Source organism: Paracoccus sp. KR1-242 (genome assembly GCF_049446195.1).
In the GTDB taxonomy this organism is placed as follows: domain Bacteria; phylum Pseudomonadota; class Alphaproteobacteria; order Rhodobacterales; family Rhodobacteraceae; genus Paracoccus; species Paracoccus broussonetiae.
In genome coordinates this window covers 1-23,933 of sequence record NZ_JBMSED010000023.1, presented here as the reverse complement: position 1 = coordinate 23,933, position 23,933 = coordinate 1, and the positions used below count along the sequence as shown (strand labels likewise).

Genomic DNA, 23,933 nt, shown 5'->3' with positions numbered 1-23,933 from the left:
TCCAGGGGGGCAAGGCCTTCGGCGACTGGCCGGGCCTGCGCGACGGCGATCTTTACGCCGACCGCGACCTGATGCCCACCCGCGATATTCGCGCCTATGCCGCCTGGGCGATGCGCGGGCTGTTTGGCACCGAACGCGAGACGCTGGAGCGCGCGATCTTTCCGGGCCTTGACCTTGGCCAGGATCCGAGGATGCTCGCCTGAGTTTTCCAAAGCTTCCTTAATTTATATCTATCCACAACCGGATTCTGATTTTCGTTACACCGATCGGCGCTGGCGCGATGTTTTTTAATCAGTTCAGCTACTTTAAAGATTTGAGGAGTGCCATAGCACCCGCAATTGCGTTGGCCTCCCCCGGCAAAGGATCATGCAAAGAATCCGCTTTAATAAAATTCATATCATCTCTACCCATAAGTTCGGGAATGATCTGAGGTGATGCAAATCCCGCTGCACTTTCAATGCGCTCATAGAGATCCGCTAACATTTGCCATGCTTCTTTCGGTGGCGACTCCTCGCCAGTCGCCCATAACATAACCATCGATGGATTCATATCCAAGAAATCTGCGGCGTCTTTCTCAGAGAGAAAGCAAAGGTGAATTGCAGCAACGAAAGTAGTCTCCATGTTAACTTATCATATCTCCTGTCATAGCCATTGGAAAGTTGTTGACTTTATCCGAGAGTCGAAAGCGTCAATGACACCACCTATATAGGATCGGAAGTCATCGGAGGAGCCTAGACGCAAGGTACTAGATCGCAACCTCCCTTCCCCCTTTCTCGAACCGTCGAGCCGACAGCCAAGCTAATAACCGTTACATTTTTGCCGTGACGGGCCCTGACCTTCCCATACACGATTAATACTTCGTCCGCTTCTCAAACACGGTATAGATTGTGGCCTATCTCAGCCTCGCGCCGAGATGCAATTAATCGGGAAGATTGCAGTTTTTGAGCATAGAATTGCCTGAGCATGCGCAGAGTAGGCATCTAATTGCCGAATGCGGATCTTGAGGTGTCGGTGCTATTGCTATCGCGACCTATCTGCGTTGTTCTGCGTCTGACGGGGCTTAGGCCAAAATCGCAAATCCGTCACAGCCTCCGGCTCGCAAGGGTCGGAGGTTTTGCGTCAGTACTGGAAAAGTCCTCAACTCGGGTGTCCTCTGTCGAGACCAAGAAAATGTCTTGATCCTGCAGGATGGCTTCGGGACCTAGCGAACCGCAAGTAGCTTATAGAATCCAAAAGCGAAAACTCGAAGCTTGCCTCCGCTCGGGTGGAGAGGCATGAGGAGCCTGCGGAGAGCCGTGGAATTACCGTCCACGGATCGCCCCTCATCTACACCAATGCCCTAGCGCACCCCCGACTGCGCGTATCGGTGGCATCCACTGCGCGACCCAATCTAGCGCCGAGTCCGGCACCGGTACGGGTGATATTAAAGCTGGAGGAAAAGCAGGTCTTAACGTCCTCTCTACCTCTCCCACCCGTCATCCTGCGTACGGCTGATCCCTGGCCTGGCCGAGCGTTCGTCAGCGACGCTTCGCCTCCCGAACCCGAGCTCCTGCCCGTCACGGCCAATCTCGCCGTGACTTCGCCCCAGTGCCATGATCCCCCGCACCACCTGCCGCCTTGTGCCGACATCGGGGAAGTCCGCGGCCAGCGCCCGGTCATCGCCGGCCGCGGCCTGGGCGAAGATCCCGCCCCCGTAGCCCTGCTTCAGGTCCGCGAGGAAAGCCCGGGCCTGCTCTGCGTTCCTGAACCCGATCTGCTCGCCCCGGGCGATACCACCGGCGATCTGCGCGAGCGCCCGCAGCAGCCGTTCGTTTCGCGGCGGTGGCGGCGGATCCTGATCGGCCGCCCCGGACCCGTGCCCGAGAACGCCTGCCAGCTTCCCGGCAATGTCCGCCTCCGACCCGCGATCCCGCGCCGCCGCAGCCCGGAGCGCCGCCAGCCCTGCGGACATCCGATCCTGGCCGCTGTCCCGGGCCTGCGCATAGGCGGCGCGCGCCTGCCCGACCCGCTCCCGCATCTGCCGAAGTGCTGCCCGCGCCTGGCGGGCGGCATGCACCGCCCTGCCCCGCTCGGTGACGGGCTCGTAAACCATCCCGTCCCGTTCGGCCTCGCGCTGCGCCCGCCGCTCCATCGCATTGACCGCCGGTCCGAGCTTGACCTCCGGCGGCCGGTCGAGCTCCTCCGCCGCCTGCGCATCGCCGCGCGCCTGCGCGGCCACGCGCTGAACCTCCAGCGAGCGGTGATCGACCCGAGCTTCCTCTCCGGCCCGTTCCAGCGCCCGGTTCTGCAGCCCGGCCCAGAGCCCACGCATCACCTCGATCTCGCTGCCGCCGGTCTTCCCGGCATCGAGGATCCGGGTCTTGTCGCCGAAGCCGCCGGCGCCGATCGCCCGCGTGGTGGTCAGGACATGGGCGTGGTGATTGCGCTGGTCGCCCTCGCGATGCGGGCTGTGCAGCGCCACATCGACGGCGATGCCATAGCGCGTCACCAGCGCCTGGCCGAACTCGCGCACCAGTGCCGCGCGCTCCTCCGCGCCGAGCTCGGCCGGCAGCGCCAGCTCCCATTCCCGGGCGGTGACCGAGTTCCGGCGTGTCTCCCGCGCCTCGGCCGCGTTCCACAGCGCGGCCCGGTCCTGCACCCAGTCCGGCGCGCCCTCCGGCGCAAGGATGAAGCAGGCCTCAATGCCGCGCTTGGCGGAGTAGTCATGCAGCCGGCCCTCGCGGTCGCAGGCGATGACCGATCCGCTGCGATAGGCGGCTGCCGCCGTCGCCGAGCGCCCGGCGCTGCGTTTGATGGTCTTTACCGAGAGGTGGTAGCTGGCCATGCCGCCTCCATCGGAAACGACCGGCGGCCCGGCCCTCCGGCGCGCCCGGCCGGAACGCCCCCCAGGTCCAAAGACCAGCAGGGAACCTGAACTGGACCTGGAGGGCATCCGGCTGGAGCATGAACCGCCGCCGGCGGCGCGGGGGCTGTGAGAACCGAGAGAGCCAGGATACCCCACCGCGCCAGGGGTGAGGTTAGGCAGCACCGGCCTCGCGCGCAAGTTGCATGCGCCGCGAAGCCCGGCCCGCGCATCACAACGACCCGAAGCGCGGGCCTGTCCTCCCCGGGGGTTTCCCTGCCAGTTCGCCCCCGGAGAGGACAGCCGCCACATGCGGACATCGGCGGTCGCGGCCCGCGCGCTTCACCAGCGCCGATAAGCCGCGATGCCGGGCAGGCTGACAGCCCGGAGCGCGAGGTGCAAGCGGGGATCCTGTCTCCCCGGAGCGCAACTGGGCAGGAACACCACACGGGGAGACAGGCGGCAGAAACGGATCCTGCCGGGCGCGGCCTGCGTGAGCCTGCGGAGCATCTCTGCCGCGCCGGGAAAAAGGGTGGCAGCTGGTCCGGTTCCGCGCAAGCCGCTTGCGGGGCGTGAGCGCCGGCGCGCACACGCCGTGCCGGACGCGGCAACCGGTCCACCCCGGCGCCGGGCAGGCTGCTCCAGCGCAAGCGACGAGCAACGCCCCTGGCGCCGGGCCGCGGAACGGCGGGCGATCCAACCGCCAGGGTTGGCCGGAGATGGTCTGGAAGAGGCGGTGCGCTCTTCCATTTCGATGCCGCGGGCATCGACGGGGTTCGCCATCGGCCGGGGTCTTGCCCCGGGGAGATCGCACGCAAACTGCAGTCGAACCGCAGGTGAGCGGAAGTTTGCATAAGTGCGCCCTTGTCCTTTACAGGCCCACGGGTAACGCGCTAGCGGTTGTGCTTTCAAGAGCATTTTCAATCACTGGTATTTTTGAACAGCGAAGGAGATTTCATGGCAGAGACCGAGCTCGAACGTGCCGAGAAACGCTATGCCCAGGCCAGGGCAAGATTGCAGGCGCTGAAGAACCGCGAAGCCGCCAAAGAGAGAAAGCTCGACACCAGGCGCAAGGTCATTCTTGGCGGGGCGCTGATCGACCTCGCCGCCCGCGACAGCAATGCGGCGGCCATGCTCGACCGCCTGATCCGCAACCTGCCCCGCGAACAGGACCGCGTCACCTTCGCCCGTTGGGATGTCCGGACCGCCGCCGTGGCACCTGAGGGTGAGGCGGGAGCCCTGGTTGGAACCGGAGTTGCGGCCGGAACTGCCGCTGAAGGAAATGGCTCCGGGACGCAGGCCGAAGAAATTGCCGACGAACCGGAGTTCGGCGAAGCGGTCGATGCCTATCCGGCCGCGTCGGGAACAACGGAAACGGTGGCGCCGCGCTCGCCCTTTGATGTCGGTGATGTGAGCGCCGAGGACCGCCGGCTGCGGGACGAGCTTCGCCGGCAGGCCGAGGAGCTGAGCAGCCGGCGGGGGCCGGGAAGCCGGTTGTGATCGGCCGCGCCTTCTGGGCGCTGCTGATGCTCGGGGTGTTTTCTGTCGCCCTGCCGCTCTGGATCCTGTTGCTGGGTTTCGCGCTGCTCGCCGGGCCTGTGGCTGGTGCTCTGATAAGCCCGGGTTTCCTGCCCGATGCTCTGGCTCAGCCATTTCGCGGTCTCGAAATCATTGACCCCGAACACCTGCTGCACCCCGGCATTGGCGATGAAGGTATTGGCCCTTGTGCCATAGAGATCCTTCAGCTGACTCATGTCCTGCAGGATCGGCCAGAGCTGGATGCCATAGCCGGCCATCAGCCCCATGGCGCGTTCCACCACTTCGAGACGCCCGAGCGCCGCGAACTCGTCGAGGAGGAACAAGGCAGGGGCGAGACCGGGCTGCGGGCTCCTCGGCCGCTCAGAGGACCGTGGAGCGGCGCTGGGGGCACTCGGGGCTCCGTATAGCGGCCTGCTGGGCCATCAGCGCCTCTGAGCGGCCTCTCAGGCGCTCTGTGGCCACATCCGGCCCTTCCGGACCATCCGGGTCCACCATGGGCCCTGAGAGCCTCCTGAGGGCGGCCTGCGGCCTTTCCGCGCCTTCCGGGCGCTCGGCATCGCGGGCAATGTCCTGCAGCGCCTCGGAGATCAGCAGGCGTAGCCAGCGGCTATAGGCATCGAGCCGGTTCGGGGGAGCGCGGCGCGTTCCGCCTTCGAGCTGAAGCGGGCCGAGCCATGGCTGCCGCGGACCAGCCGGGTGAAGAGCGGCAGCAAGCCGCAATACTGCGCCCAGAACCAGAGCGCCACCGCCCAGGCCGGCAGCAGGCAGAGCAACATGCCGAGTTGTCCCAGCGTGGTTTCGACGTCCTGACCGGTATCGACGCCCAGCACCATGAAACGCAGCAGCACATAGGCCAGCATGCCGGCCCCGGTGCCGCAGAACCGGACAGCACCACCACCAGCGTCACCGGCCGCGACCTGCTGACCCCGGACGAGATCATGCAGATGCCGCCTGAGGCGCAACTCCTGCGCATCCAGGGCCAACCCGTCACCGTGGCCCGCAAGCTGCGCTACTACGCCGATCCCGAGTTCAGGGGGGCTGTTTTAGACCAAGGCAAAACCCTGACGACAGGAGGACCCAACATGCCGCCCTTGCCCCCTGCCCCGCAGCACGACGGCGAAATGCGCGAGACCGTCGATCTGCTCGCCCAGGTCGTGGCCACGATGTCGCAGCGCCTCGGACAGCAGGACGAAAAGCTGGAGCACCTTCTCCGCCTCATGGCTGAAACCCACGGAACTGCCCTCTCAGCAAAAGCTCAGACCGATCCGAAGCTTTACGGTCAGTTCATCGGCAACGAGGTCAACCTTGCCCTCGATCCGGTGCTCGACCACTTCGCCGATGCAACCGTTTCTCTGCGCAAAAATCTCGATGAGACCGCGATCCGGCTGCAGCAGCTCGAAACCGCTGAGCAGAATGCCTTGGAGCGGTTGCGTGACGAGCTGGCCAAGGCTGAAAGCTGGCGGCAGCAGCGCCGCTGGGTCTGGATCGCAGCGCTGGCCGCAGGCGCGGTTCTGGGAGGTGCGGTGCGGCTTCTGGCCGGTACCTGAGCCACTTATCCACATGTCTAGGGTGTTAAATAGGTGTTAGAATCTGTGTTACGGCATTTCAAACCCACATTTTCTATATACGGAACAAAAGCTTATCAATGGGCGCTGTGGGTAAAGTGACGTTTCAGCGTGTGTAAAGTGGTGATTCGGTGTGTGTGAAGTGACGTTTTCCTTGTTGGCGTGTGTGAAGTGACGTTATAGATTTATGTGTGTGTGAAGTGACGTAGGCGAGAATGGCTGAATACCCGCTACTACCCGACCGGCATCCGCAAGGGGATTTCTTTGTATGCGACATCTTCGACGCTGCGCCGAAAGGTGATATCGGCTCGATGGAGCACCCGATCTTCTCGCTTTCGACCAAGCCAGATACCCGGTCTCGTGTTTATGAGCACAACGGAATCAAGGTCGAGGTTAAGCCTTCTGTGGATGGACTTGCGACGGTTCATGACCGAGATATTCTGATCTTCTGCATTAGCCAGATCATTAGGGGAATGAATGACGGGCGGGAGCCGCAGCAGATCGTCAAGTTTCAGGCCTCCGATCTGCTAAGGGCTACCAACCGGATGATTTCCGGGCGCGGTTATGACCTTCTCAAGGCGGCTATGGAACGGCTGGCTGGCACACGTATTTCGACGAATATTGCGACCGGGGGCGAAGAAGTTTTCGAAACCTTTGGCTTGATAGAGCGGGCGCGTATCGTGCGGGAGACTCGCGAAGGCCGAATGCAGGAAGTTGAAATCAAGCTATCAGACTGGGTTTTCAATGCCATCAAGGCGCAGGAAGTCCTAACCCTCAGTCGCGATTATTTCCGTCTTCGCAAACCACTCGAACGGCGGATTTACGAGCTGGCGAGGAAGCATTGCGGAAGGCAACGTGAGTGGCGGATCAGCCTTGAGACGCTGCAGAAGAAGTGCGGCTCTGGATCCTCGCAGCGTGAATTTCGACGTCTTGTATCGGCAATCGCTGAGGAAGATATGAAGCATCATCATATGCCGGACTACGAGATTAGGTTCGAAGTCGAAACAGATATCCTGCAGGTCCGGAGCCGAGGCACTATCGCCCCGGAGGTGCCCGATGCTAAGACCAGCATCCCTGCCCTAGATCCCGAGGTCTACGATATGGCCCGTGAGGCAGCGCCCGGTTGGGATGTGCGCTATATCGAAAGCGAATGGCGAACTTGGGCGACCGAGATCCCTCGCAACCCGGAAATGGCCTTCCTAGGTTTCTGCCGGAAATGGTATGAGAAGCGAGGCAGGCCGTAATCACACTCGCACAGGTGCAACTGTGCACAAATGCAGAGGGGCAGAAATGCAGATCATCGCAATTGCAATGCAGAAAGGTGGGGTCGGCAAGTCTACTCTCGCCCGCTCGCTGGCCGTGGCTGCCACTCGTGACGGGCTGTCGGTGCTGATCCTGGACATGGACGCGCAGCAAAGTGTCAGCCAGTGGGCCGAGCGCCGAGACGCCGATATGCCGGTCGTTGTGTTCTCGACCGAGAATGAGCTTCCCAAGCGCCTCGACCAAGCGAAGGGCGCGGCTGATTTAGTTATCATTGACACGCCCCCTGCTCGCTCGACCGAAGCGCCCGCAGCTGTCGAGGCCGCCGATCTAGTGCTGATCCCGACGACGCCTGACGTCGAGCCGCTAGAGCAGATGCCACGTACTCTACGCCTCTGTCGTGGCTTTTCGCGCCCGGTTTATGCCGTCGTAAATATGGCAAACCCCACCGGACCGGCCGAAGTGGTGCAGACGCGCGAGGTGATTGAAGCCATGGGGGCACAGGCTGCGCCGGTAGTGCTGCACCGCCGCAAGGCGCATCGGGACGCCAGCGCCTCCGGCCTGACAGTTCAGGAGAGCGAACCTGATAGTAAGGCGGCCGAGGAAGTCGGAAACTTGTGGGCGTGGGTTCGTACAGAATTGCAAAATAGCAAATAACACATGAGTAAATGTGCTAATGTGCTAATGTGCACAGGTGCAATAGAGCAGAGGTGCAGAAATGAAGAAGGCAAATGCGCTGCTGGCGGCGATGGGGAGGGTGGCGGAAGCCGAAGTGATCGAGTCTGCCCCACGCTTAATCAGGGAACCCACCACTAAACGGAGCGGTCAGAAACATTTAGGAGCCTATTTCGATAAGGGTGATCCCATTCTTGAGCGAGTGGCTATTTTACGAGCTCGGTTGGATATGACCAACTCGGAGTTGATCGAACACGCGCTTAATGAGCTATGGCGGCGACACGAAGCGGGCAGGGCTTTCGGTGAATGAGCATAAGTGCACTATTTCAATTGTGCCAATGTGCACACTTGCTGCTGATCAGCTTTGCCCACACTTCATGAGCGGCTCGTTCCGTCTGAAGGGAAGCGCGATCGCTTCTCTGTGGCCACGTTCGTCCTGGATTGCAGCACAATACTTTTTGGTATAGAGAGAATTTCTGGAGACAGGAAGGCGGCAAAGGGTGGCGCGAAATACATCTGTGACAATTGGCGACCACTTCGCGGCCTTCATCAACGAACAGGTGCAGGCAGGACGCTACGGTTCCACCAGTGATGTTGTGCGGGCTGGGCTGCGGTTGCTTGAAGAGCACGAGGCCAAGATAAAGGCGCTGGAAGCTGCCCTGATCGAGGGTGAAGAATCCGGTGAGCCGCAGCCTTTCGACAACGAGGCGTTCAAAGCCCGGATGCGGGCCGAGTATGGTCACTGATCGGGGGTATCTTCTTTCCCCGACAGCGACGAACGATCTGGTGAGCATCTGGCGACACACGGCCCGAAAATGGTCTGTTGCGCAGGCCGAGAACTATCAGGACGATCTGGCAGCAGCTTTCGAGGGGTTGGCATCCGGCGTGAAGATCGGTCGTCCGGTCGAGGTCAGGCGCAAAGGCTATCTGAAATACGTCGCAGGGGCGCATGTGATCTATTTCCGCGAGGCTGGGTCAGAAATCATTATCGTCCGCATCCTGCACGGTGCACAGGATGCCGTACGGCACCTTTAGCCCCAAAGTTCAGAACAGGCCGAACCGCTTGCTCTTGCCCCTCCTCCGAGATCCCGGATGGGGCGGCAAATAGATCGAGTTGACAGAGCAGGCGCTCAACGTCCCGCTTACCCTTCAGCCTGGCACGCCTGCGAACATTCCCGCTTCACTCCAGCAGATCCGTGGCCGGGTTCTCGGCAATGTCGACATCGGCTTAGTTGCTCTGGGCCTGCTGGACAGAGCGGTGCAGGCTGAACTGCATGGCGGCGGGCAGGGGGGCAGTTCAGGGGTATGGTTGAGCGCGGCCTGGGTCAGGAAGCCGGCGCGCAACCCATGCGGGCTGGCGAAGCCGGCCGGGTAGCCGGCCAACACTAGGCGGTGGCGCAGGCCGTCGGCGGAGAGGCGTCGCTTTAGCACCCGATCGGCCTGGCTCACCGGCCGGAACAGAGGTCCGTCCTGGATGCCCACCACGGCGATCCAGCGCATCACTGCACGCGCAGCACGGCCCTTCAGCGGCAGCCGCGGTGCCGCCTCTTTCCCGGTGGTCTTAGTACTGAGCAGGCGGATCCACAGCAGGCCCTTTTCGGCGAAGTCGCGGCTGTCAATGTCGTCGCGGTTCAGACCGACGATCTCGGTCCGGCGCCGCCCCGCCGGAGGCCCAGCCCAACATCAGGCAGGCACGGTCGCGCAACCCACGATGACTGGCGTCGCAGATGGCCAGCAGCTTCTCCAGCACCTCGCGGGTGACCGGGTTCGCCGATTTCCGTTGCCGCGGTCGCGCGGCGGGCGCGACCGCGAGCTTCCGCGACCAATGGTGCCCGGAAGGGCGAGGGCAGGTTCGTCATGCGATGGAAGGCGCGCCAGGAAGCGATGCGGCGATCAAGCGGCAGCTCGATAGGGGGCCCCTGTTTTTATAATGCTAGCTTGCGAAGCTGCATGAGGTATCCATCATGGGAACTTCTCTAGAACTAACACCGGAGCCTTTCAGAACAGGAAGTGGTCGGCATCAAGGTTAACCTGACCATTTAGGTAGAACCAGTAGTCCGCGGCACCATCTGAGCCGACCATATCCAGCTCGATCCTAGTGCGATCCGTATCGGTATCATATTGGAATCGAACCTCTCCTCGGCCGCCAGTGAATGTATCTTGGCCAATAAAAACGAAAGCTTGATCACCGGCTGCAGGCCGCGCATCGACTCTTCTGAGATCGATTAGTTCTCCCTCTGCAGTGTCGAAGTCGGAGATTGTCAGGTTCTCAAAGATAGCGGAAAGATGTACGGTCATAACAAAGCTGTCGGTGCCAGCTCCGCCAGCCATAGTCCGTGTTCCGTTGGATTGAACGAGGATATCATCGCCGGAAAATCCATACTGCCTAGCACCGCCAACCAGCATATCATTACCATCGGTCAACCAGATTTCGCCGAACCCGCCTATATATGTGTCTCCTTGAGCATCCCCTCCAAATCCGCGCCCGAGCGAAAGATCTACGTAAACGGCTTCTGTACTGCTGCGAAACGAAAGGGTTGTGGAACTGCTGAAGCGGGCGTTGATAGTGTCCGCGCCAGTGCCGCCTATAAAGATAGTGTTTCCTGAGTAGACCGAGCCGGCGTGTGTCCCAAGGAGGAGGTCGTTTCCAGAACCCCCGTAGAGTGTGTCATTACCAGATCCTGACTGGATCTGGTCGTTTCCGTAGTCGCCAAACAGTTGGTCATCACCATTGTCACCTATGAGGATATCGTCTCCTCCACGGCCCTGCAGGATATCATTCCCATGCCACCCGCGCAGGGTATCATTCCTCCATCCACCAGTCAGTTGGTCATGCCACGCACTACCGGTGATGTCGATTTGTTCGACTGAGTAATATACCGATCCGTTGGGGGTAGAGAGAGGAGCTGATAACGATCCCCCAGGCGTGAATGTGTATACTATCGAAGGTCCGACCACGGTGAAGGACAGAAATGAAACCTGCAAGGTATCAATCCCCGCCCCGCCATATATAAGATCGTCGGGTCCAGAGTCATAGAACGTATCATTCCCTGTTCCTCCATACAGGGTGTCGGCACTGGAAGAGCCCTCCAAGAAATCGTTTCCTACGCCTCCGTAAAATTTGACCCCGGACGTCGCAGAGTAAGCGCTGATCCGGTCATCTCCGTCGCCAGCTAAAACGACATCTCCTGCTATCGATATAATCCAATCGTTACCGGCCCCACTGACGATCTGTGCGGCGCCGGTGCCCCCATAAATGGTGTCATTTCCTTCGTAGCTGTAAACGCGATCATGTCCGACCAAAACATGTAACTCGTCGTCGCCAACCGTACCGCGCAAAACACTCATAACTACCATCCCTGAGTAAAACCGAGATACCAACTTCTACCATAATTTTGCCACTTGAAGAACTGCTCCGCGCGACAGGCTCAACGAGCATCTTGAGGGGGCGTCGCGGAAAGTGATGCTTTGGCGGTATGACGAACCGTTCCCGGAACTATGCAGCAAACTAGGTGATTGAGCAGAAACTGAGATTGTCACATCCGTGCCAAAGCAACTCCATCGGTAGCGAACAGCCCGCTTGCCGCGCCTGGCCGCCTCACTCCAACAGATCCGTGGCTGGGTTCTCGGCGATATCGACATCGGCATAGTAGCTCTGGGCCTGGGCAACGCTGCGATGGAGCGAGAGCTGCATGGCGGCGGGCAGGGGGGTATGGTCGAGCGCGGCCTGGGTCAGGAAACCGGCGCGCAATCCGTGCGGACTGGCGAAGCCGGCCGGGTAGCCGGCCAATACCAGGCGGTGGCGCAGGATCTGGCGCAGGCCGTCGGCGGAAAGGCGTCGCTTCAGCACCCGGTCGGCCTGGCTCACGGGCCGGAACAGCGGCCCGTCCATAATGCCCGCCACGGCGATCCAACGCATCACCGCGCGGGCGGCGCGGCCCTTCAGCGGTAGCCGCGGCGCCGCCTCCTTCCCGGTGGTCTTGGTGCTGAGCAGACGGATGCGCAGCAAGCCCTTTTCGGCAAAGTCGCGGCTGTCGATGTCGTCGTGGTTCAGGGCGACGATCTCGGCCCGGCGTCGGCCACCGGAGGCCCAGCCCAGCATCAGGCAGGCGCGGTCGCGCAAGCCGCGATGGCTGGCATCACAGGTGGCCAGCAGCTTCTCCAGCACCTCGCGGGTGACCGGGTTTGCCGATTTCCGGTGCCGCGGCCGCGCCGCGGCGCGGCGGGCGCGACCGCGCGCTTCCGCGACCAGCGGCGCCTGAAACGGCGAGGGCAGGTTCTTCATGCGATGGAAGGCGCGCCAGGAGGCGATGCGGCGATCGAGCGTCGAGGGCGCCGGGCAGGCGAGGCTGCGGCGCAAACCGGTGGCGATCAGCGCTTCGGCCACCTCCCGGGCCGGACCTGCCGCCGTGCTCAGGTCCTGGGCATGCTCGAGCAGGAAACGCAGCGCCACCGCCTCGGATTCCGGCCAGGACAACTCCTCGGCGTAGGCCAGGCGCTTCCAGGCGGCGATATAGGCCAGGTCGCGCTCCCAGGCCCGCAGGGTGTTCTCCGGGGTGCCGCGGCGCCAGAGATCGGTCAGCGCCTCGGTCTCGGCGGCGGAGAGGGCAGGGGAGGCGATCGGCAGCATCATGGCCGCAGTCTGCACTGCTGCCGGCTCGGATCACAAGAGTCATGATAAGGGGTACTTATCGCAGGATCTATCCATCAAACGCTGACATGGACCTTATCCGCAATTACATAGATTACGCCGGATTGAGCGGATTTTTTCTATGTATGATGGGATCATTGATGACCTGATGCACAAGCGACCCCACACCTCCCCGCAAGCAATCTCGTATCTAAGGCTCGCACCTAGCCGAAGGCAACGCCATCGAATACGTTTGCCGGTATCGCAAGAAGGGCAGGATTTAAAACCTTAGAAAGGCCCATCATATGCTGTATGTCAGCGTCGCCTAGGCCGGAATGCACTACTAACAGCCGCTTGTCCTCCCCTCACATCGCTGTCAGATTCCTCCCACTTCAATCAGAGGTTAGGTAATGTCGCTTCCCCAGATCATCGGCTTTGGTGCCCAGAAGGCCGGGACAACTTGGTTGTTCGACAACCTTGCCACGAACCCCGGCATCTGGTGTCCGGTGCTGAAGGAAATGCATTACTTCAACCATGTGCAGTCTGGCTCTCGTTGGATGGTTGCCAAACATCGACAGCGGATCGTCCACGCTCATGAGAAAGCCCTCGAAAAGGGGGACCATCAGAAAGCCGATGACTTGGCCCGCCTGATGGCGACCGAGATCATGACCGAAAACTGGTATCGCGAAGCCTATCGGCCCTGCCCAGCAGACTTGACTTCGATGGACATCACCCCCGCATATGCTCTCTTAGAGGATGACGCGCTGGACCATATGGGGAAGCTTCTCGGCGACAGATTCAGGGCCATCTTTCTGATCCGAGATCCAGCTGCCCGGGCTATCTCATCGGTCAAGAAAGAGATGTCGGAAGCTGGTCCAAGCCAAGCCACCATCGACTTCTGGTTGGAAGCAGTCTGCAAACGTGAGGTCGTCATAAGGAGCAATTACCGAGCTACCATCAACCGTCTTGACGACAAGCTCGGTGACCGCGTTCTTTACCTGCCCTTTGGTATGATAAAGACTGACCCCATAGGCCTGATGCGCCAGGTCGAGAAGCACTGCAACCTACCCGAAGGAGAATACAAACAGGCCAAAAAGCCCAAGCACGTTTCCCCCTTGGTGGAAATCCCCGAGGGGCTTAATGAAGCCGTGTCGATCCTATTGCGGGACCAATACAAATGTCTCGAAAGCCGCTTTGATCGGGCAATGGTCAGACAGGTATAAAGTACCCAACCATCCTACACCCCCTTAGACTAGGCAGCCAAGCACTCCTCGGATCGCTCTGTCGAGCAAAGCGTAGCAATTGACGCGCTGAACGGACATCTAGCACCCTCGTAGCAATTGAACAGATGCCAAGAATGTACCTAAACCTATCGGCCTCAAATCCATACCGCAAGTCGGCATGCAAGATCACAGCCAGAAAAAACGATTTTGTCGAAATCCGACATAGTACCTCCTCCCCTATTGTAGCTTCGATCATACCAAGGTACGCACGGGGCATCACATCAAATTTGGGTGCGGAAATACTGGGGGAGCTTGGAAACGCTTCGCTGCTTTGTTATTAAGCACACCAGAGGCACTTAATGCCCTATTTGAATAAGGAGTATAATCTACATGCCAAAGCAACAAGAGCTTCAGAAAGTTCAAAATACAACGGTAATAGGAGAGATACAAATTATCAACGCAATAGGAGAACTATTCAACCACGTAGATAACGGACTTTCAATGTGGTCAGGAGCAGGCGATCGCAAAGTCTCAATGCAGATAAATTTCAAAACGTCCTTTGCTAATCCTCCGGCAGTCACAATTGGTGTAACCGGAATGGATAGCGCACACGATCAAAACCTACGCTTCTGGCTCTCCGCAAAAGATATTACGGAAAAGGGATTTACGATAGAGTTCGATAGTTGGGGCGACACACACATTGCGCGAGCCGCCATATCATGGACCGCTATCGGCAAACGAAAACCGTACGAAGTCAAAACAACATCGGCAAGCACCATTCGCTAAATATTATCTAACAACATTCACCTAGGTTACACCACACTGCCATCGAGAAATCACAACCACAGTTCATAAAATACTTCAATGATTGGAAGAGCGATGACTGCGCAATACACCAATATACTCCCGTAGAGCATCTATCGACTCCGGCCGTAAAGACGATCGCAACTCCTTTATGCTTGAGAATGCAAAGACATCTCCAGACAAATCGGATTCGTGCTTTGACAAGCTGTCTTGAATCGAGCGTTCCCCTGGATTGAGGTTGGCAATAATCGCCAGCCCCTTTACATCAATATCAAACACACGAATATCAAGATCCGGACGATATTTCCTCAAAAATGGAATAACTTTATAGACATCCCCGGTCCATGCTGGCGTTCTCCGCTCTCTAGTGGTCCATTCCATCTGCTGCGGCAATATATCATCAACAACGACAATGGTATTGCAAGAACTGTGGCTCTCAATGTTAAGAATATCGCGAAGCGCAAATTCAGATTGATGCATCCCATCCACGAAAGCGAAGTCTACCGCGCCCCCAATTAACTCCGACAAATTCTCATTCGCAAAGAAACTGTCACTTGTCTGTCGATACAGCTTTGTCGCACTGCGTAGCTCACAACGAATCTCGAAGTCTGGATCAATAGCTATTGCCGGGCAGCGAGAAAGAGACAAGCTACGTCCTTGACGACATCCAATCTCCACATAAGATTTAGGGGCTAACGCATCGTGGAGTAAACTTAGTGCAGTGAGATAATCCATAAAATTCGACCTCCCATGTGTCCTAAGAAACAGCCATCCGCTCTAAGCGGGTCCTAGCAAGATCCTTCCGTTAAGTGGATTGACCCACTTAGCGCCGCAGGGCGCTTCACTTACGAAGCCTACATATCACATTCATCAATTTTACTATAGCGGAAAGTATAAAATCGCGATTTTCACTCTGACAGTCTCCATTACAGTTATAAAACCCAGGTCGCTGGATTATAAATGACCCATAGCAATAGGGAACCTATCGAATGAAGACTCAAGATAACATCACCATAGTATTTATCGCATCCAGAGGCGCAGCAAGTTTAAGGCAGAGACTTCTAGTACTGTCTGCGCGCAAGTTCCTTCCGAAATCGGTACGGATGCTTGCAGTAACTCCGAAACACGCGGTGACGCTGAGCTCAGATACAATTGATCTTTACGAAGCGCTGGATGTTGAGATAAGGCCAATCGCAACCCCTCTGTATTTCAAGTTCAATGACCGCGGACTTATCAAAATCGACTACCTGAGATCTGAACAACCATCAGGCCGGGTTATACTACTAAACGCTGGGTGCATATTTACAAGCAGGCCAGAAATTAATGACCTGAAGCAATCAAGAAATGTCTTTCTTGCGAATCACGCGTTTAGTAAATCAGATGAAGTGGAGAAACTGGCGTCTGAAGCACTGACTCGTTTACCGCAATCAAAATCAAAAGACGATAAAAAATCCCTTCAAATTTTAAATAGCGGAGTGGTAATTTATGATGGTGACAGTAGCTTTTCTGACGCTTGGTCGAACAACTGCGCCGAAATCGTCAGAAGAAATCTTGGCGGCAGCTTTGGGATCAAGGCAGCGGAACAGATTGGCCTATCGCTCACTGCGCTCGACGATGAGCTGGTTTTAAAAAACCTCCCATCAAAGTGGAGTATGACGCCCCGTAACTCTGCGCAAGCTACGCTCGTTCAGTATTTTGACCTCGCAACCCTAATTAGAGATAAGCACGCTTTGGCTACGGTCGAGGATCTTTCATTGGAAGCAGACGAGTTAGGATTAAATGCATTGGGAGAGTTGACAATTAGAGATCTTCGCTCCATCGCCAGAGTAACGTGACCATAAGATTAAGAAAATTGCTGACTAGCGCATTCGCCCGTCTTGAGGTTGCTTGCGTTTAATCTTGCGCGCCCGCCCCGAGCCTCCGTGAAGCCATAGAACTCTCACTCGGCGCAGAAGTAGTCCGCGCCGAAATTCACGTCTAGGTTCACGCTATTAACCTATTCAGTAGAGCTGGCTTCCCGTTGTGCTTTGATTTTTTTATTTAGTGAGATCTGATGAGTTCTAACGATCTTAAAAAACGTGGGAGACGATCTCACCCGATCTCGATCAATTAATCTTTTGTAGTAAGATTGACTATACCTTCTTTTCCTCATAGCCAATCTCATTTCGCTCAGATCATTCGATCCCGCTATGGCATGATCGACGACTTTCCCAAGAACCCCCATGACCTGGAAGTGATAAGGAAGTTGATGGCCAAGGAACGGTGAATTTACGATTGTAACATTCTCGCCCTTTAATCTATCCACCTGCCTCGCATCCATGTCGTAACGCATGTCAGCGTAGATAATTACATTATCCGCCAACTTGTACTTTCCGTTCGCATCCGAGAATTTTCCGGTCCAGGCCTGTCTCTGCGCAACTTTAAATCTGGTTTCCCAGGGAACCTTCTTCAGACTCATGGTACTCTGTGGGTTTATTGCCAGTACGGTATTAGCTCCAATGAGATCCGAATAGGCAAGGGCACCGAATCCACCCATGGATCCGCCATAGCAGATGACCCTCTTATATCTACGAAAATATCCTGATTTTTTTAGAGCGGTTAGGCCAAGGGCAAGATTTTCGCCTTGATACCAGTCCGCGTAAAGAGGCTTAATGCACAGATGAGAAACTTCTCTTTTTCTAAAGAACCCCGATCCCCAACCTTCCCTATATCCGTTAGGTCTATAAATACCACCGGACAGGTTTTCGAATGTCACCACTAGGGTGTCGTTGTTATAATGCATTCCTTCGAGCCAATACCCGGAGGCGTCCAGGAATGTGTGCTCTGCTGATTTAATTTCAAATTTCATGCGTGGTACAAGGTCCATTCTTATGCAAGTTACCCGATCATCTGCTGATTACAGTCCAACAACAGGTGAACCTCGCGCTGTGAGAATATTCCGTATTGGGTTCTGCCTCTTGATCTTCACGCTACGCGGGTCTTTGCCGGTTTCGAGACCATTTACTTCGGCGATGCCATCATGGGGGGTTGTATGATTGACACTAGGGCTGGGCATGGGCATTGCCACTACAAACGTAGGTCACACTGTGATGAGATTGTCGAGACATGAGTAGAGCGTTCCAGAGGTTCGTCATCTTCGCCGAAATGCGTACTGGTTCGAACCTGCTTGAGGCAACCCTGAATAGCGTAAGTCGTGTCACCTGCTACGGTGAGGCGTTCAATCCCTACATGATCGGTTGGCCGGACAAGGACCAGCTAAAGGGGATCAGCAAGAGCGAGCGTGACGAGGATCCGCTCCGCCTTCTGCGTGCACTGTGGGACAAGCCAAACCATCTTCCGGGTTTTCGCTACTTCCACGATCATGAACCTCGCGTATTCAATCCAATCATGGACGATTGTACCTGCGCAAAGATTATTCTTACACGTAATCAAATAGATAGCTTCGTATCTACAGCATTGGCACGCCAATCAAACCAGTGGAAACTCAACGAAAGTGAAACCCCAGTTTCCTCGCCCGTACACTTTGATGCAAACGCCTTCCAACAAGTTTTCGCCGAAGTGGAAGCCTTTCAACACCACCTCATGCGCCGCCTGCAGGAGACCGGGCAGACCGCCTTTTGGCTAAGCTACAAAGATCTTCGTGACACAGATGTGATGACGGGACTGCTCCATTGGTTGGGTCGAACCGATGTCGAACGCGTGGAGCCTGCGAGGGACCAGGTACCACAAAATCCACAAGAACTATCTGATAAAGTTATTAATTTCTCAGAAATGGAGGAAGAACTCGCCCGCTTTCCCCGCTTCAGTCCTCGTCGACTACCAAGTGCTGAGCCACGCCAGGATCTCGTCAGCTCAGCTCGTGTTACAATCGAAGCCGGAAACGGACTAATCTACACGCCTATAAATGGCGGTCCGATTGAAGAGGTAACAAGTTGGCTCCGAACCGCTGGCCCCCTCACACATCACTTCGATCAAAGTAAGCTTCTAAAGTGGAAACGCGAACATCCGGGCCACCGCAGCTTTACTGTCCTACGCCACCCATTGCTACGCATATGGACTGCGTTTCAGGAGTTCTTGACCGTCGATAGTACCAAATTGCGTCAGATAATACGCAACACTCAAAGTATCACGTTACATTCTGATCTCGCCTTGGCCGAGATGGACAACGACGATCTAGCGGAAACATTCGCGTCTTTTCTCCGCTTCCTGCAACTCTACCAAAAACATGAAACCCCACTCCCAAGCAATCCATCCTGGGAAAGCCAATCTAAAATCCTCGCGCGCCTATCCCTAACAGGAAATATAGACTATCTATTCCGAGAATCTAACCTATCGCATGATCTCCCCTGGATTGCAGATCTAGCAGACACACAAAGTCGTCCGCATACAATCAAAATAACAGAAATTCCACGTGCGATAGATACACCATACTTCCACCGCATCTCTAGAATTCTATATGCACGGGACTATATACAGTTCGGGTTTCAAGAAGGCCCAAAAGAAGGACAAGAAAAACTCCAAAGATCACACGCGACCGCCAAAAATCGGCTCCCGGCAACCACCAAAACATACCCTGCGCAACCCCCATCAACCCAATCAACGAAAAACAACAAGGATCGAAACGTGATACTAATTCATATCGGAACACAAAAAACCGGGTCCTCGTCAATTCAACACTTCTTGCGTGAAAATCACGATCTTCTCGCAGGTGAAGGTATAAATTTTGTTTCGGCCTCTCGCCCCTGGATTGACCACAACCAAGTCGCTAGGGAGCTCAAGGATTGGAAAGGTGACACGCCCCTTTTGGATGCAGTGATCAAAGAGATAGATCAGTCTGACAAGACAATTAATATTGTCTCCGGAGAGATGTTCTTCCATCCAGAGGTTGGAAGACGACTTGCCAGCCGCGTGCCTGCCGAGCAAAAGGCCAAAGTAAAGATTCTAGCTTATCTTCGCAGACCAGACCATCTGATGGAATCTCTATATAAGCAGCGCGCAAAAACTGGCGCCGTTAAAGCAAATGCGAGCGTCTACTTAGAGAATAATAGATGGGAATGTGACTACAAGAAGACCCTTGATGGATATGCTGACGGATTTGGAAAAGACAATATCATTGTTAGGCCATACTCGAGAAAGCTTCTGCAAGACGGTGATGTAGTCGCCGACTTCATTCAATCTGCCGGACTGCCATCCAAAATAGAGTTTAAACGCTCCAAACCTGAAGATAACCCGACGTTCTCAGCTGCAATCTCAGACCTCATGGGCTTCTGCGTCCGGAACACTCCTCTTCAAAGCCGAGATCTGAATGAGTTTATTGCAAAATTGGACTGGGATCACTTGAAACTCAACGGAGACGTATACACTAGAGAAGAGCGCCTGCTATTGATGAAGGACTTGGAAGGTGACTTGAAGGAAATCTCGTCTGACTATTGCCCGCAACTCAGAGAAGTATTCAACTACGGTGATCTGAAGCGCAACGATGCCGGGGTGGTTGCCGTCTCAGAAGAAATCATGGACTCGCAAAAACAGGCTGGAAGAGCTGTAATTAGAGCCATGTGGGAGCTTATGAAGAAGGATGGCAAATAATATGACGACGTCAGTAAGCGGAGGGTAACAATGTCGTCGACTATAACACCGCCGCCGCACCGATCTGCCTCGACAGCAAGCCCGGGCATTAGTATGGTGGAGTCAACCAATATCCTAATTGAAAGCTGGAACTATTGGCTTGAAGGATACCACTACAACAACGACACCCTAGTAATAACATTTGAAAACTTAACCGGCGGGGTTCGACGTCCAGATGGATATAGAGAAGGATGGGGATCAACCTACTTCAGAAAAAGAGGCATATCGCATCTTTGCGTAAAGCCAAAAATGGCTGACTGGTATCAGAAACCTGATCTACCGCGAACATTTAGAAAGATGCGGCGCAATGGATTCTTTTTACCTTACTCAAGAATTTTGACTTATGGTGCCTCCATGGGCGGCTTTGGCGCCCTTGCTTACGCCAACTTAGTGGGGGCTACCAGTGTCCTTTCTCTTAATCCACAATCCACAATGGATCGAAGAAGGCTGCCGGATGAAACTCGGTTTTCGCTTTCGCAAAGACAGTCCTGGGACGGGGAATTCTCGGACGCGGCAGGCCGTTCTTCGAAGGCGAGGTGCGTATATATTTTTGCTGACATGGCGTTCAAGCCTGACCGTGATCAGGTGAAAAGGGTTATTGACAAGAACACTTGCGTATTCAATGTCCCACATCTAGGTCACGGGATTGCTCACTTCCTTCAACGCATGGGAATCCTCTCAACAATCGTAACGCAGGTTATTAACGAGGATGTCGATCGCGATGGAATTAGAGAAGCTCTAAGATCGCGAAGAAGTTTCCCAGCGTATTATAATAACCTTCTATCAACCCCTCGCGTTCAAAGCAGCGAAATACTTACCAATATTGTCAAGAAGGGTAAAGCAGAGAGCAGCAATCGGCAGAAACTTTTATAGGAGCAGCGCTCGCGCGATGTCATCTGAGAAAACATCCACCTCACCATCCCGCATCGTTCTGTCTCCCGCTACGGTAAAAAAAGTGTCGGCGGAAGATAGGCCCATCAGAGAAGGAAGAAGAGAATTGGACTACGATATATACGAGCCTTACGCTCGTTACAAAATCATTCCATCTTTGGAAGAAGTCCAAGCAGATTTGCTTGACGCAGCAAGGTCCTGTACTGCTGAGGGTGCAGATAGGCTCAAGTTGAGGCTATTTTCATTTGCGCGCGACTGCGCAATTGGAACATCCTTAGTACTTTCTGGATCAATGATCCGATCGATGACCGCCGAGGATTCCGATATAATTTACGCGGACTCTTACCTTTCATCCGTATTCATGATACTTAACAATCTGATAACGGCTCCAGATACCTTCTCCGAACTGGGATTGTACTTGAGACGGCAATTTAGCACTGACATCGGATATCTGATCCTTTCCCCCAATCGTGAAGTTGAGCACGTCCGGAGATTTGGATGGAACTCGATGGTGGACATCTCTTCAAATCCGAACTCTGTAAAACCCTACGATTTTTATAGTCACGTTTGCTCGCATATTGGCGCTCGCCGTCTGAACGGAAATTGGAGACCATATCGTGAGTTAAACAACGTGCTTCGGCTCCCGCCATTCGTCGAATTTGCGAAGGAAGCCAGTGAACTAGATTCTCTATACATTGATCGGTGGACCACTACCGCACTGCAGATGCAAGACATTCTTGACGAAAAGGATATTTCATTTCTTAGAGACTGGTGACTAGCGGCATCGCACGTGAAAGTTTGTGAAATGGTCAAGCGTACACAATTCAAGCCATACGGAATTTCCAACTCCCTGAGTGATCCGCATGGATATTCCCTAGCGATACACCCAGTTGACAATGCAAGAGTCGTTCCGACCGGGAAGAAGATTGTATGGCACGGAACGCGGGCGGGGGTAATTGACTCCGATGGAAGGTATGTCAGAAAGTCGGGCTTGGAGAGAAGTTTAGGATTTTTGACGTCATCTCCAGATCTATCAAACCTCAAATCTAATGATGTTATCGATGAGGAGGTGATATTTGCTGGGTACATATTTGATCACTACGGACACTTTCTCCTGGAGTCTCTCGCCAGGGCGTGGGCTTATAGGAGCAGTAAATTAAGGATAGTTTGGGCTAGCACTTCTCCTTTGAAGGCCTACCAGCTAGAAATCTTGTCGTTCCTGGGCGTGGACAAAAGTAGAATTATAGTTCCGGAGCGGGACATGACATTCAGAAGAGTGTACGTGCCGACACCAGGATATATTGTGAACGCGTGGTTTCATTTTCATCACGCGGCGCAAATTGCATTTTCAAATCCGACGCATGAATCTAGGAAGGTGTACCTATCTCGTGAAGGGTTTTACAGCAACGTGGTGAATTTTAAGAACGAGCAGATTATTGAAGATGAGCTTTCGAGATTTGGTTGGACGATTATCAGGCCGCACGAAATGTCAACCAAAGACCAAATTGATCTATTTAGTTCAAGATCTACGATTGCGGGAATTGAAGGATCTGCCTTTCATACGGCTATTCTTTGTGAAAACACGCAAGCAAAACACATAATGATTAGAAGATCTAAGCCAAATTTAAATTTCGACACGATAGCAAGCGCAATCGGATTTGGGAAGTTTGGTGTAGATGGAAGAATCTCTGATGAAGACAAAGGAGTAAAGGAAGTTTGCATTTCTGACGCCAAGGAGGTCGCAGTTGAAATCATGGATCTCGCCGCGAATTGATATTTGCCTTTTTTAAATTCGCGCAAGCATCTTATTCTTCTGGATTACATCCGCTTAATCCTTGAAGATATCAACCCCTTTGGCGCGGAGGTTATCGGGGTACCAAAGCGATAGGTCCGACCTTCCAAGTGCTTCATCGGCAAATTTTTGCCTCACTTTAACGGATAACTATAACGTTAATTTAGACCATGATTCCGTTGCCGTATGTGAGTATCGGTTTGCTCAAGACGCTGTTGTGGTATTTTTATGACCTTCGACTCTCCTCAGGCTGCGGCGATCCGGCTTGGCTATGGCCTGTCGCCGCTGACGCCGCCGCCCCCAAGTCCAGAAGCCCTGCTTCAGGGCATCGCAGCCAGCACTCTGCCCGGGTCTGACGGGGTCTCGATCCGCGAGGCACAGGAACGTGGTGTGAGGCTCGCCGTTCTCCGTAAGGAGCAGAAGCGAAGCGATGCCGCTAAGAAGAAGTATCAGGCTTACAACAGAGTGTGCGGTCGCCTAGTTGTGCGCGACCTGCAGCGGCGGCTGGCCCGCGCCGTCGAGGATCCGACCGGCTTCGGCGAAAGGCTGGTGCAGTTCTGGTCCGACCATTTCACGATCCGGCCCGATGGCGTGCAGACGAACGCACTGGCGATGGCCTTTCACGACGAGGCGATCCGGCCGCATATCAATGGCCGTTTCGAGGATTTGTTCTTCGCCGCCGATACCCACCCGATGATGCTGGTCTATCTGAACCAGAACACCAGCCGCGGGCCGAATTCGAGGATGGCGCGGCGCCGCGCCGAAAAGGCCTTTGGCCTGAACGAGAATCTGGCGCGCGAAGCGATGGAGCTGCATTCGCTGGGCGTGGGCGCCCCCTATACCCAGCGCGACGTGCGCGAGCTGGCCGAGCTGATGACCGGGTTGAGCTATTCCGCGAAAGACGGTTTCTCCTATCGTCCGCAGATCGCCGAACCGGGGGCCGAGACCGTGCTGGGCAAATCCTATGGCGGGAAGGGGCCGGGCGAGCTGCGTGACATCCGCGCCGCCTTTCGCGACATCGCACGCCGGCCCGAAACCGCGCAATTCGTGTCGCGCAAGCTGGCCGTGCATTTCGTCTCGGACAGCC

21 protein-coding genes and 2 pseudogenes are annotated in these 23,933 nt (G+C 55.6%); 15 read left to right on the top strand and 8 right to left on the bottom strand.

Annotated elements, in window-relative coordinates; genetic code table 11:
* Positions 1 to 203 (top strand): annotated as a pseudogene (locus ACO2Q4_RS23225) (twin-arginine translocation pathway signal); the annotation flags it as partial.
* Positions 204 to 300: 97 nt separating this feature from the next.
* Here the strand turns inward: ACO2Q4_RS23225 and ACO2Q4_RS23220 are convergent.
* Together ACO2Q4_RS23220 and mobQ are read right to left on the bottom strand one after the other, a co-directional pair.
* Entirely contained in the window at positions 301 to 621 is a 321-nt protein-coding gene (locus tag ACO2Q4_RS23220) for a hypothetical protein (protein ID WP_423322122.1), read from the bottom strand.
* 838 nt (positions 622 to 1,459) lie between these two features.
* The gene (mobQ, locus tag ACO2Q4_RS23215) at positions 1,460 to 2,824 is read right to left on the bottom strand and encodes a MobQ family relaxase (RefSeq protein WP_423322121.1); all 1,365 of its coding nucleotides are present in this window, start codon (positions 2,822 to 2,824) and stop codon (positions 1,460 to 1,462) included.
* Positions 2,825 to 3,799: 975 nt separating this feature from the next.
* On the opposite strand from mobQ, the gene ACO2Q4_RS23210 reads away from it, so the two are divergent.
* Positions 3,800 to 4,342, top strand: coding sequence for a hypothetical protein (locus ACO2Q4_RS23210; RefSeq protein WP_423322120.1), 543 nt, complete (start codon positions 3,800 to 3,802; stop codon positions 4,340 to 4,342).
* Between the two features lie 125 nt (positions 4,343 to 4,467).
* Here the strand turns inward: ACO2Q4_RS23210 and ACO2Q4_RS23205 are convergent.
* Positions 4,468 to 4,662: pseudogene (locus tag ACO2Q4_RS23205) on the bottom strand (TraM recognition domain-containing protein); the annotation flags it as partial.
* Between the two features lie 306 nt (positions 4,663 to 4,968).
* The gene (locus ACO2Q4_RS23200; RefSeq protein WP_423322124.1) at positions 4,969 to 5,241 is read right to left on the bottom strand and encodes a hypothetical protein; all 273 of its coding nucleotides are present in this window, start codon (positions 5,239 to 5,241) and stop codon (positions 4,969 to 4,971) included.
* Here ACO2Q4_RS23200 and ACO2Q4_RS23195 point away from each other — a divergent pair.
* The 6 genes from ACO2Q4_RS23195 to ACO2Q4_RS23170 all read left to right on the top strand — a co-directional run bounded on the left by ACO2Q4_RS23195 (position 5,164) and on the right by ACO2Q4_RS23170 (position 8,916).
* Positions 5,164 to 5,928: a type IV secretory system conjugative DNA transfer family protein gene (locus ACO2Q4_RS23195; protein ID WP_423322123.1), complete on the top strand. Its 765-nt coding sequence runs from the start codon at positions 5,164 to 5,166 to the stop codon at positions 5,926 to 5,928. The two genes, ACO2Q4_RS23200 and ACO2Q4_RS23195, sit on opposite strands and share 78 nt — an antisense overlap.
* Positions 5,929 to 6,161: 233 nt before the next feature.
* Positions 6,162 to 7,190 carry a replication initiator protein A gene (locus ACO2Q4_RS23190; RefSeq protein WP_423322119.1) on the top strand — a complete coding sequence of 343 codons (1,029 nt, stop codon included), beginning with the start codon at positions 6,162 to 6,164 and terminating at the stop codon, positions 7,188 to 7,190.
* A 46-nt stretch (positions 7,191 to 7,236) separates the two neighbouring features.
* Positions 7,237 to 7,863: an AAA family ATPase gene (locus tag ACO2Q4_RS23185; protein ID WP_423322118.1), complete on the top strand. Its 627-nt coding sequence runs from the start codon at positions 7,237 to 7,239 to the stop codon at positions 7,861 to 7,863.
* 61 nt (positions 7,864 to 7,924) lie between these two features.
* On the top strand, positions 7,925 to 8,191 hold the full coding sequence (locus tag ACO2Q4_RS23180) for a hypothetical protein (RefSeq protein WP_423322117.1): 267 nt from the start codon (positions 7,925 to 7,927) through the stop codon (positions 8,189 to 8,191).
* 190 nt (positions 8,192 to 8,381) lie between these two features.
* Positions 8,382 to 8,627, top strand: a complete 246-nt coding sequence (locus ACO2Q4_RS23175; protein ID WP_423322116.1) for a type II toxin-antitoxin system ParD family antitoxin — start codon at positions 8,382 to 8,384, stop codon at positions 8,625 to 8,627.
* A complete protein-coding gene (locus ACO2Q4_RS23170) occupies positions 8,617 to 8,916 on the top strand; it encodes a type II toxin-antitoxin system RelE/ParE family toxin (protein ID WP_423322115.1) in 300 nt (99 codons plus the stop codon). The genes ACO2Q4_RS23175 and ACO2Q4_RS23170 overlap by 11 nt, the downstream gene beginning before the upstream one ends.
* 963 nt (positions 8,917 to 9,879) lie before the next feature.
* Here ACO2Q4_RS23170 and ACO2Q4_RS23165 read toward each other — a convergent pair.
* Positions 9,880 to 11,229 carry a calcium-binding protein gene (locus tag ACO2Q4_RS23165; protein WP_423322114.1) on the bottom strand — a complete coding sequence of 450 codons (1,350 nt, stop codon included), beginning with the start codon at positions 11,227 to 11,229 and terminating at the stop codon, positions 9,880 to 9,882.
* 250 nt (positions 11,230 to 11,479) lie between these two features.
* The gene (locus tag ACO2Q4_RS23160) at positions 11,480 to 12,514 is read right to left on the bottom strand and encodes a tyrosine-type recombinase/integrase (RefSeq protein ID WP_423322113.1); all 1,035 of its coding nucleotides are present in this window, start codon (positions 12,512 to 12,514) and stop codon (positions 11,480 to 11,482) included.
* 407 nt (positions 12,515 to 12,921) lie between these two features.
* Between ACO2Q4_RS23160 and ACO2Q4_RS23155 the strand changes: the two genes are divergently transcribed.
* Together ACO2Q4_RS23155 and ACO2Q4_RS23150 are read left to right on the top strand one after the other, a co-directional pair.
* Positions 12,922 to 13,734: a sulfotransferase gene (locus tag ACO2Q4_RS23155; protein ID WP_423322112.1), complete on the top strand. Its 813-nt coding sequence runs from the start codon at positions 12,922 to 12,924 to the stop codon at positions 13,732 to 13,734.
* A 390-nt stretch (positions 13,735 to 14,124) separates the two neighbouring features.
* Entirely contained in the window at positions 14,125 to 14,520 is a 396-nt protein-coding gene (locus tag ACO2Q4_RS23150) for an H-type lectin domain-containing protein (RefSeq protein WP_423322111.1), read from the top strand.
* A gap of 75 nt (positions 14,521 to 14,595) precedes the next feature.
* On the opposite strand, the gene ACO2Q4_RS23145 is transcribed toward ACO2Q4_RS23150, so the two are convergent.
* A complete protein-coding gene (locus ACO2Q4_RS23145; RefSeq protein ID WP_423322110.1) occupies positions 14,596 to 15,273 on the bottom strand; it encodes a class I SAM-dependent methyltransferase in 678 nt (225 codons plus the stop codon).
* Between the two features lie 254 nt (positions 15,274 to 15,527).
* Between ACO2Q4_RS23145 and ACO2Q4_RS23140 the strand changes: the two genes are divergently transcribed.
* The gene (locus ACO2Q4_RS23140) at positions 15,528 to 16,373 is read left to right on the top strand and encodes a hypothetical protein (RefSeq protein ID WP_423322109.1); all 846 of its coding nucleotides are present in this window, start codon (positions 15,528 to 15,530) and stop codon (positions 16,371 to 16,373) included.
* Between the two features lie 161 nt (positions 16,374 to 16,534).
* Here ACO2Q4_RS23140 and ACO2Q4_RS23135 read toward each other — a convergent pair whose 3' ends face one another.
* Positions 16,535 to 17,386: a hypothetical protein gene (locus ACO2Q4_RS23135; protein WP_423322108.1), complete on the bottom strand. Its 852-nt coding sequence runs from the start codon at positions 17,384 to 17,386 to the stop codon at positions 16,535 to 16,537.
* A gap of 257 nt (positions 17,387 to 17,643) precedes the next feature.
* Between ACO2Q4_RS23135 and ACO2Q4_RS23130 the strand changes: the two genes are divergently transcribed.
* The 4 genes from ACO2Q4_RS23130 to ACO2Q4_RS23115 all read left to right on the top strand — a co-directional run.
* Positions 17,644 to 20,124, top strand: a complete 2,481-nt coding sequence (locus ACO2Q4_RS23130; RefSeq protein WP_423322107.1) for a hypothetical protein — start codon at positions 17,644 to 17,646, stop codon at positions 20,122 to 20,124.
* 93 nt (positions 20,125 to 20,217) lie between these two features.
* Positions 20,218 to 21,036, top strand: a complete 819-nt coding sequence (locus ACO2Q4_RS23125) for a hypothetical protein (RefSeq protein WP_423322106.1) — start codon at positions 20,218 to 20,220, stop codon at positions 21,034 to 21,036.
* 823 nt (positions 21,037 to 21,859) lie between these two features.
* The gene (locus ACO2Q4_RS23120) at positions 21,860 to 22,828 is read left to right on the top strand and encodes a glycosyltransferase family 61 protein (RefSeq protein ID WP_423322105.1); all 969 of its coding nucleotides are present in this window, start codon (positions 21,860 to 21,862) and stop codon (positions 22,826 to 22,828) included.
* Positions 22,829 to 23,074: 246 nt separating this feature from the next.
* Positions 23,075 to 23,933 (top strand): DUF1800 family protein (locus ACO2Q4_RS23115; protein WP_423322104.1); only part of this gene is annotated, 859 nt, incomplete at its 3' end.

Bases quoted from the DNA above. Each gene is read 5' to 3' on its own strand.
- ACO2Q4_RS23180 (WP_423322117.1), top strand. From the start codon at position 7,925: ATGAAGAAGGCAAATGCGCTGCTGGCGGCGATGGGGAGGGTGGCGGAA.
- ACO2Q4_RS23210 (WP_423322120.1), top strand. From the start codon at position 3,800: ATGGCAGAGACCGAGCTCGAACGTGCCGAGAAACGCTATGCCCAGGCC.
- ACO2Q4_RS23135 (WP_423322108.1), bottom strand. From the start codon at position 17,386: ATGAAATTTGAAATTAAATCAGCAGAGCACACATTCCTGGACGCCTCC.
- ACO2Q4_RS23155 (WP_423322112.1), top strand. From the start codon at position 12,922: ATGTCGCTTCCCCAGATCATCGGCTTTGGTGCCCAGAAGGCCGGGACA.
- ACO2Q4_RS23145 (WP_423322110.1), bottom strand. From the start codon at position 15,273: ATGGATTATCTCACTGCACTAAGTTTACTCCACGATGCGTTAGCCCCT.
- mobQ (WP_423322121.1), bottom strand. From the start codon at position 2,824: ATGGCCAGCTACCACCTCTCGGTAAAGACCATCAAACGCAGCGCCGGG.
- ACO2Q4_RS23160 (WP_423322113.1), bottom strand. From the start codon at position 12,514: ATGATGCTGCCGATCGCCTCCCCTGCCCTCTCCGCCGCCGAGACCGAG.
- ACO2Q4_RS23190 (WP_423322119.1), top strand. From the start codon at position 6,162: ATGGCTGAATACCCGCTACTACCCGACCGGCATCCGCAAGGGGATTTC.
- ACO2Q4_RS23120 (WP_423322105.1), top strand. From the start codon at position 21,860: ATGGTCAAGCGTACACAATTCAAGCCATACGGAATTTCCAACTCCCTG.
- ACO2Q4_RS23220 (WP_423322122.1), bottom strand. From the start codon at position 621: ATGGAGACTACTTTCGTTGCTGCAATTCACCTTTGCTTTCTCTCTGAG.
- ACO2Q4_RS23170 (WP_423322115.1), top strand. From the start codon at position 8,617: ATGGTCACTGATCGGGGGTATCTTCTTTCCCCGACAGCGACGAACGAT.
- ACO2Q4_RS23130 (WP_423322107.1), top strand. From the start codon at position 17,644: ATGAGTAGAGCGTTCCAGAGGTTCGTCATCTTCGCCGAAATGCGTACT.
- ACO2Q4_RS23200 (WP_423322124.1), bottom strand. From the start codon at position 5,241: ATGCTGGCCTATGTGCTGCTGCGTTTCATGGTGCTGGGCGTCGATACC.
- ACO2Q4_RS23125 (WP_423322106.1), top strand. From the start codon at position 20,218: ATGGTGGAGTCAACCAATATCCTAATTGAAAGCTGGAACTATTGGCTT.
- ACO2Q4_RS23185 (WP_423322118.1), top strand. From the start codon at position 7,237: ATGCAGATCATCGCAATTGCAATGCAGAAAGGTGGGGTCGGCAAGTCT.
- ACO2Q4_RS23165 (WP_423322114.1), bottom strand. From the start codon at position 11,229: ATGAGTGTTTTGCGCGGTACGGTTGGCGACGACGAGTTACATGTTTTG.
- ACO2Q4_RS23140 (WP_423322109.1), top strand. From the start codon at position 15,528: ATGAAGACTCAAGATAACATCACCATAGTATTTATCGCATCCAGAGGC.
- ACO2Q4_RS23150 (WP_423322111.1), top strand. From the start codon at position 14,125: ATGCCAAAGCAACAAGAGCTTCAGAAAGTTCAAAATACAACGGTAATA.